This window comes from Rivularia sp. PCC 7116 (genome assembly GCF_000316665.1).
Classification (GTDB): domain Bacteria; phylum Cyanobacteriota; class Cyanobacteriia; order Cyanobacteriales; family Nostocaceae; genus Rivularia.
On record NC_019678.1, the window covers coordinates 7,788,510 to 7,808,965 of the forward strand.

Annotated in this window: 3 protein-coding genes; all 3 read right to left on the bottom strand. The window is 36.8% G+C overall.

What is annotated here, in order from left to right:
• Positions 1-18: 18 nt before the first annotated feature.
• From RIV7116_RS29850 to RIV7116_RS29860, 3 genes are read right to left on the bottom strand one after another with little or no spacing between them, the layout of a single operon-like run.
• Positions 19-4,587: a non-ribosomal peptide synthetase gene (locus RIV7116_RS29850; protein WP_015122074.1), complete on the bottom strand. Its 4,569-nt coding sequence runs from the start codon at positions 4,585-4,587 to the stop codon at positions 19-21.
• Between the two features lie 15 nt (positions 4,588-4,602).
• On the bottom strand, positions 4,603-16,680 hold the full coding sequence (locus RIV7116_RS29855) for a non-ribosomal peptide synthetase (RefSeq protein ID WP_015122075.1): 12,078 nt from the start codon (positions 16,678-16,680) through the stop codon (positions 4,603-4,605).
• The gene (locus tag RIV7116_RS29860; RefSeq protein ID WP_015122076.1) at positions 16,677-20,456 is read right to left on the bottom strand and encodes a type I polyketide synthase; all 3,780 of its coding nucleotides are present in this window, start codon (positions 20,454-20,456) and stop codon (positions 16,677-16,679) included. The genes RIV7116_RS29855 and RIV7116_RS29860 overlap by 4 nt, the downstream gene beginning before the upstream one ends.

Genomic DNA, 20,456 nt, shown 5'->3' on the forward strand with positions numbered 1-20,456 from the left:
GCAAAGGGGCGCTGAGGTTTATTTATTGCTGATTTTATTAATTAATTTGTCTAAATCTTGTTGATTAATTTCTGCTTCTGGGAAGTCGGAAGGAGTAAATCCTATTGTTTCTTGTGATTGACAAAGGTTAATTAAAACTTTTAATAATTCCATGAAATTTTCTGCTAGATTAGCAATCGTATTACGGTGATAAATATCTTGGCTGTAAGTCCAATTCACATGTAACTGAGCTTGGAGAACTAAACTATTAATTTCTAGCAGATAACTGCGATGTCCTTGCGAACTGCTTTCTGCTGCAATAGAATCAGCTACTGGTGTAAACAAAGAGGATTCTTGAAATAGCTGGTCAAATTGTCCCAAATAATTAAATTTAATTTCTGGTTGGGGTAATTTTTCTAGCTGGAAAGATATTTTTTCATCTTGGTTTAAATAACGTAGTAAACCATAACCAATTCCACGCTGGGGAATTCCGCGTACTTGTTCTTTTACTGTTTTTAACTGTTCTATTAAATCTTCCTCTCGACCCAAATTCAATAACAATGGAAAAATACTAGAAAACCAACCCACTGTACGAGATAAGTCTATATCCTCAAAAATTTCTCGTCCGCTATCGTCTAAAGCTATCAATTGATGAGTAGTTCCGGTGAATTTAACCAAAACATTTGTCAAAGCAGTTAATAATATTTCATTGATTTGTGTCCGATAGATAGTGGGTACTTCTTGTAATAAGGCTTGAGTTAATTCGACACTCAAAGTAGTTGATAAAGTTTGTGCAGTAGCTATAGTATTCTTACCCCCATTATTGTCTACTGGTAAAGGTACAACTTGTTGAGGTGATGGTGTTAACCAGTAATTTAATTCTGATGCTAAGGCTGAAGAATTAGCATACTCTTGCAGTCGCTCTCCCCATTCTTGAAAAGAAGTTGTTTTAGGTGATAATTTGATAGCTTCACCTTGAGTGAGTTGTTGATAAACTATTTGTAAATCTGTCACTAAAATCCGCCAAGAAACTTCATCCACAACTAAATGGTGAATAATAATCAAGAGACGACTGGGTTGAGCAGCACCACAGTTAAACCAAGCTACTTGCATCAAGGGAGTTGAAGACAAATCGAGGCTTTTGTGTAATTCAGTCGCAGTATTTATAATTGCTGCTTGTTGCTCCGTGGAAGAAAGCTGGGAAAAATCGTATTGAACAAAAGGGATAGAGTTATTATAATCAGCATTAATTTGCTGAATTTCCGATGTTGTCTGGATAAAATACAAACGCAATCCATCGTGATGTTCTAACAAATATCCCAACGCTTGTTGTAGTAACTCTGGCTTAAGAGGCTGATTTAATTCTAGTAAAACTGATTGGTTCCAATGGTGCGCTTCTGAAAATTTTTCACTAAAGAACCACTTTTGAATTGGTGTCAGGGGAACTTCACCTGTTACTATTCCCTGTTCGGCTTTAATTGCTGTTACTATACCTGCAACTTGAGCTAATTTAGCAATAGTTTGATGTTCAAATAGTTGCTTGGGAATCAATTGTAAACCTACTGCTTTCGCTTTCGCAATAATCTGAATACTGAGGATAGAATCTCCACCTAATTCAAAAAAGTTATCATTAATTCCTACCTGTTTTACTCCCAACACTTCACGCCAAATTTCAACTAATATTTTCTCATTTTCAGTTTGAGGTGGAACGTAATTTGCAGCTAATTTTTGTGTAGATGTATCCGGTGCTGGGAGATTTTGACGGTCTATCTTACCGTTAGATGTTAAAGGTAGAGTATTTAGAGATACGAAGGTATTGGGAATCATATATTCCGGAAGTTTTTCTAATAGGAATTTCCGGAAATCACTGTTGTTAGGAACAGGCTGCTGTGTTGGTACTATATAAGCTACCAATCTTTTGTTATTGGGAATATCCTCACGCACTGTTACCACTTGTTGTTTGATAGCAGGATGTTGGCTTAAAACGGCTTCAATTTCCCCTAATTCAATACGGAAACCATGAATCTTAACTTGATTATCTATCCGTCCAATAAACTCAATTTTACCATCTGGAAGATAGCGTCCTAAATCACCAGTTTTGTATAGTTTATCTGAGGATATGAAAGGGTTTTGAATAAATTTTTCTTGAGTTAAATCTGGACGATTAAGATAACCTCGGGCTACAGAAGCACCAGCGATATAAATTTCACCAGGAATTCCAATTGCTACTGGTTGCAGTTGTTTGTTTAACAGGTAAATTTGAGTATTCGCAATGGGAAAACCTAGAGGAACTGTTTGATATTTTCTAGAGGATTCTATTAAATAAGTTAGTACACCTACAGTAGTTTCTGTAGGGCCATAATGATTAATAATTTCGCATTCTGGTGACTTTGCTAGTTGAATTTGGTCAATTAAATCCCAATCTGTTGCTTCACCTCCTAATATTAATCTCTTTCTCGGTAAAATATTTTCTGGAGATTCAGCAGCAATTAAAGCTTTGAGATGAGAAGGAACAATTTTTAAACAATCAATTGGATGACGATGAAAATATTCTGCCAAAGCTTTAGCATCGCTAGCTAATTCAGAGGATATTATATGCAGACAACCACCACTACAGAGACTGGGAAAAATCATTGTATTACCCAAGTCAGCAGCTAAAGTAGAAACTATAGCAAAACTGGCTGTGGTATCTAAATTTAATATTGCTTGGATGCTATATGAATAATTTAATAATTGGCGATTTTCAATTAATACACCTTTAGGAATACCAGTAGAACCAGAAGTGTAAATTACATAAACTAGATTTTCTGGAGTAACTTTATTTGTGGGATTGGTATTTTTTTCCTGGCTGATAATTTCCCAGTCACTATCAAGACATATTGCTTCTGCTGTAATATCAGTCAGATTTTCTCGGAGCTTTTCTTCTGTTAAGATCAAATCTACTTGAGCATCTGACAAACGTAAATTTAAGCCTGTTGATGGTAATGCTGAGTCAAGTGGTAAGTAGGCTCCTCCGGCTTTGATAATTCCCAAAATTCCGACAATTGCTGCAATATTTCTCTCAAGATATAAACCTACAATTGATTCCGGCTTAACTCCTTGTTTTTGCAGGTAATGAGCTAATTTATTAGCACGATTATTTAATTCTTGATAAGTTAATTTTTGCTTTTCAAATACAAGCGCAATATTATTCGGTGTACGTTCAACCTGCTCTTCAAATAGTTGATAAATACATTTATATTGTGAGTACTCAACTTGATTTAGATTAAAATCGACCAAAAGCTTTTGACGCTCATTAGCGCTAATAATCTCTAGCTGGTTAATAGGTATATCTGGATTTTTAATACAGCTTCGTAATATGGTATGAAATTGTTCGGCTAAGATGGCGATTGAATCTGCTGAAAAATAATTGACATCGTAGTAGAAAGAGGTTTTTAAATAATTTTCATACTTATGACAAGAAAGTTTTATTTTGAATTTTTCTATACTGCTATACTGCTGCAACATAGAAAAAGATATATTATCCGCAACAATAGATGATGATAACTCCTCAAATTCAAATCCAATTGGAAAAACTAAATCATTGGTTTCAGCCACAAAATAATCTTGCCATTCAAAAGCATCTTCTAAAGCTTTATTAATATTATTTATTAATTCTCGAAAAGATAAATTTTCTCTCAACTTACTTTTAATTGGTATCCAAGTAGCTACAAGTCCTAATAGAGCAGATAATTCTTCATAATCTCTACGATTTACCTTGTTACCAATAATAATATTTTCTTGTCCGGTAAGTCGCCATAAAAGACTTTGCCAACAAGCTAATATAATTGTTGAAACTTCGGTGTTACACTTACTACTTAAACTCTCAATTTTTGCAATTAAATCCCCATCTATTTGTGTTTCAAAAAAACTTATTTTAAATAAATAATCCTCTGATGACTCAGATAAATGATTCTCTAAAGGAAGTTGCCATTTTGTTAAAGTCGAATCATATTGTTGATGCCAGTACTCCTTAGCTGTTGCAGCATCTTCATCTTCTGTAATTAATTGATTCTGCCACTCACAAAATTGAACATATTGGATAACTTCATCTTTTTCTGAGCTATTCTCAATTTGATTGCAGTATAAATTAGTAAGTTCAGAAAATAAATTATTAATTGTCCAGCTATCAGCACAAATTGAGGGTAGACAAATGATTAAAACATGGTAACTTGCCGATAATTTTATCAAATAAAAACGTGATAAATTTTCAGATTCAAAATCAAAAATATCATATTTATACTTTTGAATTAAAGAATCTAATTTCTCTGGCTGTTCTTGCTGATGGTAATTACTTAAATCAATTTCTTCCCATTCAAATAAAGTATTTTCAATGTTGTCATTGACAACCATCACCGGCACTTTAATCCCAGGTAAATGTCGAAAATTAGTTCTGAGTATTTCGTGACGACTTACAATTGTTTCTACAGCTTTTATTAATAAATTTATTTGTAAATCTCCTTTTAAGCTAAAAACACCTTGAGTATTATAAACAGTACTTTCTTGCTGCAAAATCCAAAGACGTTTTTGCCCAGGAGATAAATTAAAACCATTAATAGCTTCATACATATGCTCTCTCCAATTTTACTTTTCTATTTCTTGATTAGAAATCATATCTCCCATTGCCACCACAATTTTTCGCGAGCCTATATAAGGATTTCGTCCGTGAGAAGTTAAAATATTATCCAACATTAAGACATCTCCTTGTTGCCAAGGAAAACTCACCTGGGATTCTCTACAAATTTTTAGTATTTCTTTAACTACAGAGTTTTCAATAGTCGAACCATCGCCATAGTAAACATGACGTGGTAAATTTTCTTCTCCAAATAATGACAGCATATGCTCTTGTACATCTGCTTGCAAACAAGATATATGATGTAATAATAATTGGTTAAAAAATACAGATTCACCTGTTTGCGGATGTTTGATAATTGCCGGACGTACTTGACTCGTTTTTAAGCCACCATTAGACTTCCATTCAAAATTAATTGCTGCTTGGTGACAGTAATTTTCTACTTCTTTTTTATCTGTAGTACCAAAAAAGTCTTGCCAGCTAACATCTAATCCTTCGGTGTAGTTGCGGACATACATTAGTTGTTTTTGCTCGAATTGTGTTCTTAATTTCCCTGGAAGCAATTGCAACAATTTTCTACAATCAACAATTGGCGTTTCTCCCCTTGATTGCGCTGGTTGCATACAAGAAAACCAGATTTTTTGGGGATAGCAATGCATGTGAGAACTTTCGTTGTGAAATAAAATAGCCTGTTCTGAGGGGTAAGGTGTAGAGCCATATACTTTGCCAGAAACCCCCGTGCGCGGTAAATCTCCATAATTTTCAAATAGCTTTGGAGAAATAGCTTGGGCTAATTTTTCAAAGTCTTCTGGTGAAGAAATAGAAAAATTACGAAATAAAATTCCACCGCTTTCAATTAATTTATTTTCTAAAAAATCTCGGTTATTTTTCGCCCAGTCGATAATATCTACATTATTGTTTCCTGGTGTGATGACTAGAGGTAATTTTTCTCCATCATTAAGATAACTAGTCTGGATTAAATTTGACTGTGAAAAATTGACTGCTTTAGGTTTAGCATTAATAAATTTCTTACGTTTAACATTTTTACGCTGCTGTTTTTGCTGTGTTTGTTTTTGTTTCTCAACTTCACTCAATATTTCTAAATCATTTATCCGAGCATCAGGTTGGTTGACGATATTTTCCAGCATAATTTGAAAATTATCTGACATTTTAGCAATTAGATTTCCCTCAAACAGGTCTTCTTTATACTGCCATTTTCCTGTAATACCTTGTTTAGTTTCTGTTAAAAACAGAGCTATATCAAATTTAGCTACTTCCTGTTGAGTTTCTAAAATCTTAATGGTTAATTCCGGTAATTCCAGAGATGATTGTGGGACATTTTGCAGAACAAATAATACTTGAAATAATGGTGTGCTATTTACTCCCCGATTTGGTTGCAAAGCTTTGACTAATTCTGCAAAAGGTAAGTCCTGATGAGCATAAGCATCTAATGTTACTTGACGAACTCTTGCCAGTAATTCCCGAAAAGTGGGATTACCTTTCAAATCATTACGTAAAACTAAGATGTTGATAAAAAAGCCAATCAAAGCTTCTATTTCTTTTCGATTGCGGTTAGCAACATCAGTTCCCACAACAATATCATCTTGATTGCTATAACGCTGTAGCAGAATGTTAAAAGCTGCTAACAAAGTCATAAATAAAGTTACACCTTCTTGACGATTTAGACTATAAATCGACTCAGCTAAATCACCAGGGATTAAAAATGTATGTTCGGCAAGTTTGTTGGTTGGGATTTTTTCTGTATTCTCAGATGTAGGTAACTGCAATACGGGTAAATTAGTACCAAGTTGCTGTTTCCAAAAATCAAGCTGTTGTTGTAAAACATCTCCTTGTAACCATTGTCGCTGCCAAACAGCAAAATCAGCATACTGAATTTCTAATGGTAACAAGGGAGAAGATTCACCGTTACGAAAAGCATTGTACAGTGTAGCCAACTCCCTAGTCATAACCCCCAGCGACCAAGCATCAGAAATAATGTGATGCATAGTCAATAACAACAGGTATTCTGTATCACTCAGTTGCAATAAACAACCCCGGATTAAACAATCCTTAGCCAAATCAAAAGCAAGTTGGACTTGTTCTTTTGCGAGTCTTTGAGTTTCTTGTGTGCGCTCATCTGAACATCGCAAATCTATCACGGGTAACTTCACCTCTAAGCGAGGATGAATGATTTGCACCGCTTGTCCATCAATGCTCTTAAAATTAGTACGTAAGACTTCGTGTCTATTAATGATTTCTTGAAAGCTTTGTTGTAAAGCACTAACATTAAGTTGACCAACAAGACGCACGACAGCAGGCATGTTGTAAAAAGCACTTTCTCCTTCTAGTTGGTCGAGAATCCACAACCTTTCTTGAGCAAAGGATATTGGCAGTTGTTTATCCCGCGATACTGGTAATAATGGTGGTGCTATTGGCTGTGAATCTTGTTGTGACTGTTGAATGAATTCGGCTAAATCGGCTACTGTCGGTGTTGCAAATAATTGTCGCAGGGGAACTTCGATATTGAGATCGGAGCGTACCCGTGAAATAACCTGAGTTGCAAGTAAGGAATGTCCCCCTAATTCAAAGAAGTTATCTTCTATACTGACTTTTTCTATATTCAATATTTCTGACCAAATATTTACCAATATTTGTTCAATGGGATTTCGGGGATTAATATTAGTTTTTGCAGTTGTCTGGTTTGGCGCAGGTAATGCTTTTCTATCGAGTTTACCGTTAGGTGTCAGAGGTAGTGTCTCTATAGTGACAAAAAGATTCGGCACCATGTAGTTGGGTAATCTTTGAGCCACAAAATCGCGAAGTAAGGCTATTTCTAGGTTGCCAACAATATAAGCAACTAATCTATCTTCTGAGGAAATAACTACAGCTTGATTGACTAAAGGATGTTGACTTAAAACGGCTTCAATTTCCCCTAATTCAATGCGGAATCCTCGAATTTTGACCTGGTTATCAATACGTCCGATATACTCAATATTGCCATCTTTTAAATAACGACCCAAATCCCCAGTTTTATATAATCTATTTCCCGATTGATGGTGAATAAATTTTTCTTGTGTTAATTGTGGACGATTGAGATAACCCCGTGCAAGTCCACTACCACCAATATAAATTTCACCTACTACCCCAATTGGTACTGGTTGTTGATATTCATCATATAAATAAATTTGAGTATTATTAATCGGTTTTCCAATTGGAATCGTATTAGTTTCTAATTGTGTGGTTTCTACTTGATAAAATGTTGACCAAATAGTAGTTTCAGTTGGTCCATAAAGATTCCAAAGACTACTACCAGATATTAATAATTGTGAAGCTAAATCATTAGTTAAAGCTTCCCCACCACAAAGAATCTTTAAGTTTGCACAACCTTGCCATCCCGCAGCCAGCAACATTCGCCAGGTGGCTGGTGTTGCTTGCATCACAGTTACCTGCTCAGCATCCATCAAAGAACTGAGTAATTTGCCATCTCCAGTTATTTGCTTTGTTGCTAAGACTAATTTCGCCCCTACTATTAAAGGTAAATACAGTTCGAGAGCGGCAATGTCAAAGCTGATTGTAGTAACAGCTAGAAGAGTATCATCTTTGGTTAATCCTGGATTTTGCTGCATTGATGTCAAGAAATTGACTACAGCATGATGAGCTATTTCTACACCTTTTGGTTTTCCCGTCGAGCCTGATGTATAGATGATGTAGGCTAAATTATTTGAATTAACTTTTGTGATTGGGTTTTCTGTTGGTTGAACAGCAATTTTTTCTCTATCTTGAGTTAAGCAAACTAATGTTTTAATCTTGATATTGTTGAGATTAAATTTAGACGTATCTGTTAATAATATTGAGATTCGAGCATCAGATAAAATTAATTCCAAACGCTGTTGGGGATAAGCTGGATCTAGGGGAATATATGTTGCACCGGCTTTGAGAATTGCTAACAACCCAATCAGCATTTCTGAGGAGCGTTCTAAACAAATTCCTACCTTAGTTTCTGGTTTTACTCCTATTTTTTGTAAATAATGCGCTAGTTGATTGGCTTTTTTATTTAATTGTTGATAAGTTAATTCTTCCGATTCAAATACCACCGCTACAGCATTACTGTTTTTTTCTACCTGCTGCTCAAATAACTGATGAATGCATTTATCTTGGGGATAATCCAGTTGCTTACTATTCCACTGTCGCAATAGTTTTTCTTCTGTTGTAGTCAACAAATTGAAGCTACTTACATCTTGTTTTGGATTTTCCACAATTGCTGACAACAAGTTGTGGAAATGAGCAGCCATACGCTCAATAGTTGACTTATCAAACAAGTCAGTATTATATTCCCATTCGCCCATCAACCCCCCATCAGTTTCCGCGATTGATAGTGTTAAATCAAACTTAGCAACTGTGCGGTTGCTAACTAATTCGCTCAAAGTTACACCGGGTAATTTTACCTCACCAATTGAGGCATTTTGCAGCACAAACATCACTTGAAACAAAGGTGAATAAGCTAAAGAGCGTTGCGGTTGCAATGCTTCTACAACAGTTTCAAAAGGTACATCTTGATGTTCGTAAGCTCCAAGTGTTGTTTCTCTTACTTGTGCGAGTAATTGATTAAAACTGGGATTATTTTCTAAGTTAGTCCTCAGCACCAAAGTATTGACAAAAGAGCCTATCAAAGGTTCTACTTCACTGCGGTTACGATTGGCTATGGGGGAACCGATGACAATATCTGATTGAGAACTGTAACGATACAATAAAGTTGCAAACCCTGCATACAAGGTCATAAATAAGGTAGTACCCGAATTACGAGACAAGCTTTGCAATTTTTGAGTTAAATCATGATCTAAAGCAAAACTTTGAGTAGTACCTCGGTAAGTCTGTACGGTTGGACGAGGATAATCAGTAGGTAATTGTAGTAATTGTGGCACACCATTCAATTGCTGCTTCCAATAGTTGAGTTGAGTTTCTAGTAGTTCCCCGCTCAACCATTGTCTTTGCCACAGAGCAAAATCTGCATACTGAATTCCTAATTCTGGTAAGGGTGATGGCTCTCCCCGGTAAAAAGCTTGATATAAAATTGATAGTTCTTCAATCAATACCCCAATTGACCAACCATCGGCAACTATGTGGTGCATCGTCAGTAATAATACATATTCTGTACTATCTAGTTGCAGCAAATTACATCTAATTAATGGTGGCTTATCTAGGTCAAAGGGGGTAGTTGCTTGTTGCTGTACTTGTTGCTTGAGGACGGTTTCACGTTCTTGTTCTGAGTGTTGCTCTAAGTCCACCAAGTTTATCGGAGTGGTGAGTTCTGAGTGAATTACCTGTGTTGCTGTGCCATTCAAACTGTGGAAACTTGTGCGTAATATCTCGTGACGGCGTACTATTTCTGATAATGCTTGACTCAAGGCATTGATATCTAAGTTTCCACTAATACGAACTGCTCCGGGGATATTATAAGTTGCACTCGACTCTTCTAGTTGGTTGAGGAACCACAGTCGCTCTTGTGCCCAGGATAAAGGTAATTCTTCATCGGAGCTTCTGGGTTGAATTAGAGGAAGATTTAATCCGCTATTGCTAGTACGTAAGTTCGTTAATCTTTGCTCTAATTGAGCTACTGTTGGAGATTCAAAGACTTTACGTAGGGGAATTTCTAAGGAAAAGGCTTCTTGGAGTCTGGAAATAACTTGAGTAGCAAGTAAGGAATGTCCCCCCAATTCAAAGAAGTTGTCGTAGATTCCCACATTTTCCACCTTTAGAACAGAAGCAAAGATACTAGCTATTATTTCTTCACTTTGGTTGCGTGGTGCTACGTATTCGTGTTCTCTCGAAGCACTATCTGGCGCAGGTAATGCTTTTCTATCGAGTTTACCGTTAGGTGTCAGAGGTAGTGTCTCTATAGTGACAAAAAGATTCGGCACCATGTAGTTGGGTAATCTTTGAGCCACAAAATCGCGAAGTAAGGCTATTTCTAGGTTGCCAACAATATAAGCAACTAATCTATCTTCTGAGGAAATAACTACAGCTTGATTGACTAAAGGATGTTGACTTAAAACGGCTTCAATTTCCCCTAATTCAATGCGGAATCCTCGAATTTTGACCTGGTTATCAATACGTCCGATATACTCAATATTGCCATCTTTTAAATAACGACCCAAATCCCCAGTTTTATATAATCTATTTCCCGATTGATGGTGAATAAATTTTTCTTGTGTTAATTGTGGACGATTGAGATAACCCCGTGCAAGTCCACTACCACCAATATAAATTTCACCTACTACCCCAATTGGTACTGGTTGTTGATATTCATCATATAAATAAATTTGAGTATTATTAATCGGTTTTCCAATTGGAATCGTATTAGTTTCTAATTGTGTGGTTTCTACTTGATAAAATGTTGACCAAATAGTAGTTTCAGTTGGTCCATAAAGATTCCAAAGACTACTACCAGATATTAATAATTGTGAAGCTAAATCATTAGTTAAAGCTTCCCCGCCACAAAGAATCTTTAAGTTTGCACAACCTTGCCATCCCGCAGCCAGCAACATTCGCCAGGTGGCTGGTGTTGCTTGCATCACAGTTACTTGCTCAGCATCAATCAAAGAACTGAGTAATTTGCCATCTCCAGTTATTTGCTTTGTTGCTAAGACTAATTTCGCCCCTACTATTAAAGGTAAATACAGTTCGAGAGCGGCAATGTCAAAGCTGATTGTAGTAACAGCTAGAAGAGTATCATCTTTGGTTAATCCTGGATTTTGCTGCATTGATGTCAAGAAATTGACTACAGCATGATGAGCTATTTCTACACCTTTTGGTTTTCCCGTCGAGCCTGATGTATAGATGATGTAGGCTAAATTATTTGAATTAACTTTTGTGATTGGGTTTTCTGTTGGTTGAACAGCAATTTTTTCTCTATCTTGAGTTAAGCAAACTAATGTTTTAATCTTGATATTGTTGAGATTAAATTTAGACGTATCTGTTAATAATATTGAGATTCGAGCATCAGATAAAATTAATTCCAAACGCTGTTGGGGATAAGCTGGATCTAGGGGAATATATGTTGCACCGGCTTTGAGAATTGCTAACAACCCAATCAGCATTTCTGAGGAGCGTTCTAAACAAATTCCTACCTTAGTTTCTGGTTTTACTCCTATTTTTTGTAAATAATGCGCTAGTTGATTGGCTTTTTTATTTAATTGTTGATAAGTTAATTCTTCCGATTCAAATACCACCGCTACAGCATTACTGTTTTTTTCTACCTGCTGCTCAAATAACTGATGAATGCATTTATCTTGGGGATAATCCAGTTGCTTACTATTCCACTGTCGCAATAGTTTTTCTTCTGTTGTAGTCAACAAATTGAAGCTACTTACATCTTGTTTTGGATTTTCCACAATTGCTGACAACAAGTTGTGGAAATGAGCAGCCATACGCTCAATAGTTGACTTATCAAACAAGTCAGTATTATATTCCCATTCGCCCATCAACCCCCCATCAGTTTCCGCGATTGATAGTGTTAAATCAAACTTAGCAACTGTGCGGTTGCTAACTAATTCGCTCAAAGTTACACCGGGTAATTTTACCTCACCAATTGAGGCATTTTGCAGCACAAACATCACTTGAAACAAAGGTGAATAAGCTAAAGAGCGTTGCGGTTGCAATGCTTCTACAACAGTTTCAAAAGGTACATCTTGATGTTCGTAAGCTCCAAGTGTTGTTTCTCTTACTTGTGCGAGTAATTGATTAAAACTGGGATTATTTTCTAAGTTAGTCCTCAGCACCAAAGTATTGACAAAAGAGCCTATCAAAGGTTCTACTTCACTGCGGTTACGATTGGCTATGGGGGAACCGATGACAATATCTGATTGAGAACTGTAACGATACAATAAAGTTGCAAACCCTGCATACAAGGTCATAAATAAGGTAGTACCCGAATTACGAGACAAGCTTTGCAATTTTTGAGTTAAATCATGATCTAAAGCAAAACTTTGAGTAGTACCTCGGTAAGTCTGTACGGTTGGACGAGGATAATCAGTAGGTAATTGTAGTAATTGTGGCACACCATTCAATTGCTGCTTCCAATAGTTGAGTTGAGTTTCTAGTAGTTCCCCGCTCAACCATTGTCTTTGCCACAGAGCAAAATCTGCATACTGAATTCCTAATTCTGGTAAGGGTGATGGCTCTCCCCGGTAAAAAGCTTGATATAAAATTGATAGTTCTTCAATCAATACCCCAATTGACCAACCATCGGCAACTATGTGGTGCATCGTCAGTAATAATACATAGTCTGTACTATCTAGTTGCAGCAAATTACATCTAATTAATGGTGGCTTATCTAGGTCAAAGGGGGTAGTTGCTTGTTGCTGTACTTGTTGCTTGAGGACGGTTTCACGTTCTTGTTCTGAGTGTTGCTCTAAGTCCACCAAGTTTATCGGAGTGGTGAGTTCTGAGTGAATTACCTGTGTTGCTGTGCCATTCAAACTGTGGAAACTTGTGCGTAATATCTCGTGACGGCGTACTATTTCTGATAATGCTTGACTCAAGGCATTGATATCTAAGTTTCCACTAATACGCACTGCTCCGGGGATATTATAAGTCGCACTCGACTCTTCTAGTTGGTTGAGGAACCACAGTCGCTCTTGTGCCCAGGATAAAGGTAATTCTTCATCGGAGCTTCTGGGTTGAATTAGAGGAAGATTTAATCCGCTATTGCTAGTACGTAAGTTCGTTAATCTTTGCTCTAATTGAGCTACTGTTGGAGATGTAAATAAGTCTGCTAATTCTATTGATTTTATCTTTTCGGGAAACTTGATTTTAAATTGATTAAAAATTTTAGTCAGTGAAAGTGAATTAGCACCTAATTCAAAAAAATTATCATGTATTCCGACTTTATCTACTCCTAAAACATCTTGAATAATCTGAGAAATAGTTTGCTCAATTTCAGTTTTAGGCGCTACGTAATTAACATTTAATTCCCCGATAGCTTGTTGAGGATTGGGAAGTGCCAAACGATTTACTTTACCATTTGCAGACAGTGGTAATGCATCAAGAAATATAAAGCCCGATGGCACCATATATTCTGGTAATTTTTCACCGATAAATTGACGTATTTCTTCAGTATTAACAGCAATTTTATTTTCGAGTACTACATAAGCCACCAAGCTTTCTTTGTTATTTTCATTACTAGTAGCTGTTACCACTGCCGAACGAATCTCAGGATGTTGTACTAAAGCAGCTTCAATTTCTCCGGCTTCAATCCGGTATCCGCGAATCTTAATTTGAAAATCGGCTCTACCGAGAAACTCAATATTACCGTCGGGAAGATAGCGTCCTAAATCTCCCGTGCGATAAAGACGACTACCCTTGTGTGGATGAGTAATAAAATTAGCATTAGTTTTTTCTTGATTGCGCCAATAGCCTTTTGCTAATTGAACTCCAGCACAGTACATTTCACCCGCAACCCAAACAGGACAATTGTCAAGAGTTTCGTTGAAAATATAATACTTGGAATTAGCCATCGGTTGTCCGTAGGGAATACTTTTCCAAGTTGGTTCAACTTCCTCTATTAAATAACCAATATTCCAGATAGTTGTTTCTGTGGGACCCCCAATACTGAGGATTTTCAAGCTTTCTGACTCGGGAGCTAATGCTTTGATTCGCTCTGGTAAGCTTATAGGTAGCCAATCTCCACCCATAATTACGACACGTAAACTTTCAGGTAAATTCCTTGAGGTAGTTTCTAAAGTATCTACCAACATTTCCATCATCGTAGGAACTGAATTCCATAGCGTTACTCGTTCTTGTAACATCAATTCAGCCCAGTAATGGGGGTCTTTTACTGTTGCAGCATCAGGAAGAACAATAGTACCCCCCGCACTCAAAAGACCAAAGATATCGTAAACAGATAAATCATGATTGAGAGCGGTAAGTGCCAAAATCCGGTCTTGGGAATTAACATTAAACCGCTGATTGGTGGAGACAACAACATTAACAACATTGCGATGAGTAATCATCACACCTTTAGGTAAACCAGTAGAACCAGAGGTGTAGATGACATAGGCTAGGTCGTCTGGGGAAGAGGAGGGAGGGAGGGAGAGAGTGAGAGAGGGAGGGAGGTAATTAATGGTATCTACGGAAAGTATTTGTATACTTTCATGTATATCAAGATTTTCATTTAACCAGGATTGAGTTAGAACAATCTCAACCTGACTATTTTCTAACAAATATAATAAACGTTCTTCGGGCAATGCGGGATCAATAGGAACGTAAGCAGCACCAGCAGCTAAAATTCCCATTACTGCTACAATCTGCTCCCAACCTTTTTCCATGACAACTGCCACCAATTGATTGGAGGTAACTTCTAGTTGTCGTAATTGATGACCGAGTTGCTGGGAAAGTTCATATAATTCCTCATAGGTAAGATTGCGTTGGGATGAACTAACAGCCAAGTTATGAGGATATTTTTCAACTTGCTTGGCAAACAAGCTGTATAGTGTTTCATCAGAAATCGACATTGTGGTGTCGTTGATGCTTTCACGTTGCGATAATTGCCAAACGGGTATCAGTTGTCTGCTTGTCTCTTCCCAAATTGAATCGGTGGAAGCTAATTGTTTGAGGAAGCGACAATATGTTTCAAACATATCCTCTACCATTCCTTCGGGAAACAATTCGGGGATAACATCCCAGTTAAACAACAAAGCCCCATTTTGCTCGACAACTTGATGGTCTAACCATACTTGGGAGGCTTGACTAATACCATAAACTAGTTCTCCAAATTGACTAAATACAGAGGTCTTTTGACCGATAGCATCAAAGCCCAAGGTACTGGTAAATACAATCGGTATAGCACTAGGAGGTTTTCCTTGCTTGCGTGCTAATTCCCGCATAACCCGTACTCCACTAACGTAGCGATGTTCTAAATCTTGCCACAGTTGTTTTTGCAACCGCATCGCACGGTTAGCAAACGACTCGCTTTGAGAATTATCTACCGTCAATAGAGTTATTGAGGTAAAATCTCCCAAAATATCGTTGACTTGGGAATGTAATGGTAAGCGATTGAATAAAGCCAGGTTCATGGTAAAGCGGGAACTTTTACTCCAAAGAGTTAAAACTTCCGCAAAAGCCGCCATTAAGACTCCAGAAGCAGTTAAACCTGCATTTTGGGCTTTTTGTTTTAAATTTTGCCAAATTTGAGCATCAAGTTCTCCACTCAAACGCTTATTATGATGCTCTTTAATCGAACTGGGATTAACAGCTAAAGGTAATTCGGGAGCGGGAGGAAAATTATCTAAACGATTCACCCAATAATCGAGAGATTGTTTATATAATTCTGTATCTTGCAGCGCTTGTTCTGCTAAAACATAATCCCGAAAAGTCAACTCTAGTGGTGGTAATTCCATCTGTGGATGTTTGCACAATTCAAACCACTCTTCAAACAGACGGAACATACTCCAAGCATCGAATATCTGCAAATCGTAGCTGATATGCAATCGCACGCAGTCATTATCTAAAAGCGTAGCCCGAAATTCAAACAGAGGAAATGTGTCGGTAGGTAATACTTGATGGGACATCCGCTGTCGAATTTTTGCAATTTCAGCAGTAATTATTTCCTCGTCTTCTCCACGCAAATCCAAAACCGGAATTTCATAAACAGGAACTTCTTCTAATACCTGCTGTTGTCCATCCGGTAACACAATAGCCCGCAGCATATCATGACGCTGAATTAATTTCTGTAAAGCTTTATTTAACTGCTCTATATCTAAACCACGACCTTCTATTTCATAGTAGCCATGATTAGCTACATTTCCTAATTCAAATATACCGCTACGACCCACCCAAAATGCGTGTTGAATATCGGTGAGGGGAAATGGTTGGTAGCGATGTTCGGGTGCTGACTGAATAACTGGTAATTCACAAGCATTCACCTGATTCTGACGCAGCATTAATAATAATTCTGCTTTGGATTGTGCCAATTGTTCGCGCAGTTGTGACGATAGCATTCCCTTTGGCGATCGCACTCGCAATTGGTCATCTTCGACCCAAAGTTTGATACCCTTTTGTGTAAGTTCGGCTAATAGTAAATTTAGGCTCATAATATAATTTCCTCCATATCTTCACTCTGGTTGGTTGAGTTGGCTTCCGATATCAGATTAGATAGGGTGAATTGTTCTAGTAAGAACTCCGCTAATTGAGTGATATTGGTGTCTCCAAAAAACCTTTCTATGGGTACTTGTAGTTGTAAATCGGCTTCGATGCGGCTTTTGAGTTCAAAACTCATTAAAGAATCAAGATAATTACTTAAAAACTGTTGTACCTTTATCTTTTCTGGAGATAGTTGTAGTGATTTACTTAAGCATTGTAATAAATAATTTTCTAGAATTTCTTGCTGTTTTGGAACGGGAGTAGCTATAAGTTCTTCTCTAGATAATAAATTAGGTTGATGTTGTAATTTACCATTAGTTTGAGAATTTAATTGAAGACTTTCATAACTAACGCGCTTTAGTTTTACGTTAGTAAATTTTGCCAGTACCAATCCAGTTGCATCAAACAAACACACATTACCAATAATTGTTTGAGCATCTCCGGCAAAATTTTTACCTTTTAACCGAGCATGACACCATAATTGCTCGTTATAATTATCATAAAATTGAAATTTTTCAAAACCGACGATTAAATAACTGTAAGCACTATCAAGAGAGCCAGTAGCAGATAAAATTTGCAAGCAAGCATCAATTTCACCCAAAGGCAAATGATATAAACTTTCCTCTTTTAGTCCTGTTTCTTTAGGGTATTTAACTTTTCCTAGAGCCTCTCCATCTCGTCGCCAAATTTGTTCGAGCATTTGACACTTACTACCCAATGTAGCACCTCGCTCTGCCATCATCTGATAAAATTCAACACTAGAAATTTCTTCATTACATCTTGCTTGAATATCCCTCAAAGAAACTGTTTCAGATGAAGATGGAAATGTCTCTGTTGATATTAAATTCAGTTTACCTCCGGCGTTTAAAGTCCAATCATTTTGATTTTTTTCTTCACCTTGACTAAAAATTTGGAAATAACTAGTTTGGGAATCTTCAGAATTAAAGATTAATTGTACGGTACGTGTTTCTTTATCGGGAAAGGTGAGGGCTGTAGGAACGATTACATCTGTTAAAATGAATTTTTTTGGATCAAATTTGCTATCAAATATTGTTGCTGCACCCGCAAAAGCTATTTCTAAATACACCACAAGATTCATCACGGGTATTCCACCCAGACAATGGTCTTTGACTAATGGTAAAGTATCAATGTTTAACAAAGACTCAAACTGAATCTGTGCAAGTGGAGAACTCAGCTTTTCACCTAATAAAGGATGAGATTGTTGATTAGCAATTTTTCTGGGCTGATATTTAGCTGTATCAATCCAATAACGTTGTCGTTCAAAGGGATAAGTCGGTAATTGTAAACGATTGTAGGATTTACCTTGGTAAAATCCATCCCAATCAATTTCTATGCCTTTTTCATAGAGTATTGCTAAGTTTTGTAATAATACTTGCCAATATTCTTGATTATCTGGTAGAGCAATCAACCAATTATCAATATCGTCTGCGGATAAATATTGTTGAGCTTGTTCTCTTAAAATCGGATTATTACCAATTTCTAAAAACAATTCGCATCCTTCTTTTTTCAGGAAAGAACAACTTGTTTCAAAATTTATTGGTTCTCTAACTGGATTATGCCAATAATCTGCTTTAGTAACCGTTTCAGTTTCTAAAAACTTTCCTGTATTATTATCAATCAGATTAATATTTGCTTGATAAAGCTTAATTTCTGTAGTTATTATCTTATCATTACCATTTTTATCTTGTGTTAGCTGTTCTCTTTGAATAATTAACTTTAAACCATTTTCTAAACTAAAAACCCCAGCAATACAAGCAGCTACATACTCTCCTACTCCTTCACCCATAACTGCTACTGGTTCAATTCCCCATGACAGCCATAATTGAGCGAAAGCATATTCGAGAGAAAATAAAATTAACGGTTTTATATTATGATGAATAACTAAATATTTATCATCATCTAAAATTTCTAATAGAGACTTTTCTAAATATGGTTCTAATATTTCATTACATCGGTCTAAAGCTTGGCGAAATATTGGCTGATTTAAAACTTGACGACCGATATTCAAATTTTGAAAACCATCATCTGTAAATACAAGTAAAATTTTTGTATTTAAATTTAATTTACTTTCTTTAATATCCGCTGTTTGCAACTTTTGATATAACGATTCAACAGAATCAGCAACTAAAGCTAATCGATAATTAAAATGCTTCCGTCCACTGTTCGCAGTAAAACAAATATCAGCCAGAGATGCTCTAGGATATTCATCTAAAAATTGAGAATACTTTTGTAATATTTTTTCCAGAGAATTTTTATTATTAGCTGATAATGTCAATAGATGAAATGAAGGTTCGTGTAGTTTCTTTTCAATTGGTACGGGTGTTTCTTGTAAAATCATATGAGCATTAGTTCCGCTAAAACCAAAAGAACTAATACTAGCTAGACGTTGTTGTCCATCTACAACCCAAGCAGTTGGTTTGGTGGGAATAGTTGCAACCATATCCTGTAAAGAAATATGAGGATTAAGCTCGTTTAAATGTAAATGTGGAGGAATTTCTTTATGCTGCATTGCTAGCACTACTTTAATTAAACTAGCAATTCCCGCAGCAGCTTCCAAATGACCGATATTCGTCTTTACCGAACCAATCATCAAGGGTTGTTCTGAGGAACGATTTTTACCTAATACTTTCCCTAATGACTTTACCTCAATTGGATCTCCCAAAGATGTACCGGTACCGTGAGCTTCTACATAACTAATTTGAGTTGGTTCTACTTTTGCATTTACTAATGCTTCTCGAATAACTGCTTGTTGAGCTTGAGCATTAGGAACTGTTAACCCGCTACTGCGCCCATCTTGGTTAACAGCGGAACCGCGAATCAAAGCTAATATATTATCCCCATCTGCAATTGCATCGCTCATCCGCTTCAAAGCGACTATTCCACAACCTTCACCCCTACCATAACCATCTGCTTTTGCATCAAAGGTTTTGCAGCGTCCATCCACACTCAGCGCTCTTAATTTAGACATCGCAATAGTGGTTTGCGGAGATACCATCAAGTAAACTCCTCCAGCTAATGCTTGACGACATTCTCCAGTTCGCAAGCTTTGACAAGCTAAATGAACTGCTACCAATGAAGACGAACAAGCTGTATCTACCGCTAAAGCTGGTCCTTGTAAACCAAGAAAATATGATAAACGACCGGCAGCTACACTTAATGCATTACCTGTTGCAGTATAAACATCAATATCTGTAGCACCTAAAGCAGCTTGTTGAGCGTATTCGTTGAGGCTGATACCAACAAATACTCCAGTTTTACTTTCGTTGAGCTTATCTGGTGCTATCCCTGCATTTTCCAGTGTTTCCCAACTAACTTCTAATAACAATCGCTGCTGGGGATCTAAGCTAGTAGCTTCGCGGGGTGTGAGTCCAAAAAATTCCGCATCAAATTTATCTATTTCATCTAAAAATCCACCGTACTTACAGTACATTTTGTTGGCAGTTTCCGGGTTGGGGTCGTAATAAGCATTAATATCCCAACGTTGTCGAGGTATTTCCCCAATAACATCCACCCCATCGCGCAATAATTTCCAGAAAGACTCCGGACTATTCGCACCACCCGGAAAGCGACAACCCATACCAACTATAGCTATTGGCTCAGTTTGCTTATTCTCAATTTGCTCCAGTTTTTCTTTCATTTCTTTAATGACTAAAACTGAGCGCTGTAGTGGTGATAGTTCTTCAACGTTAGGGGCAGTGTTACTCAT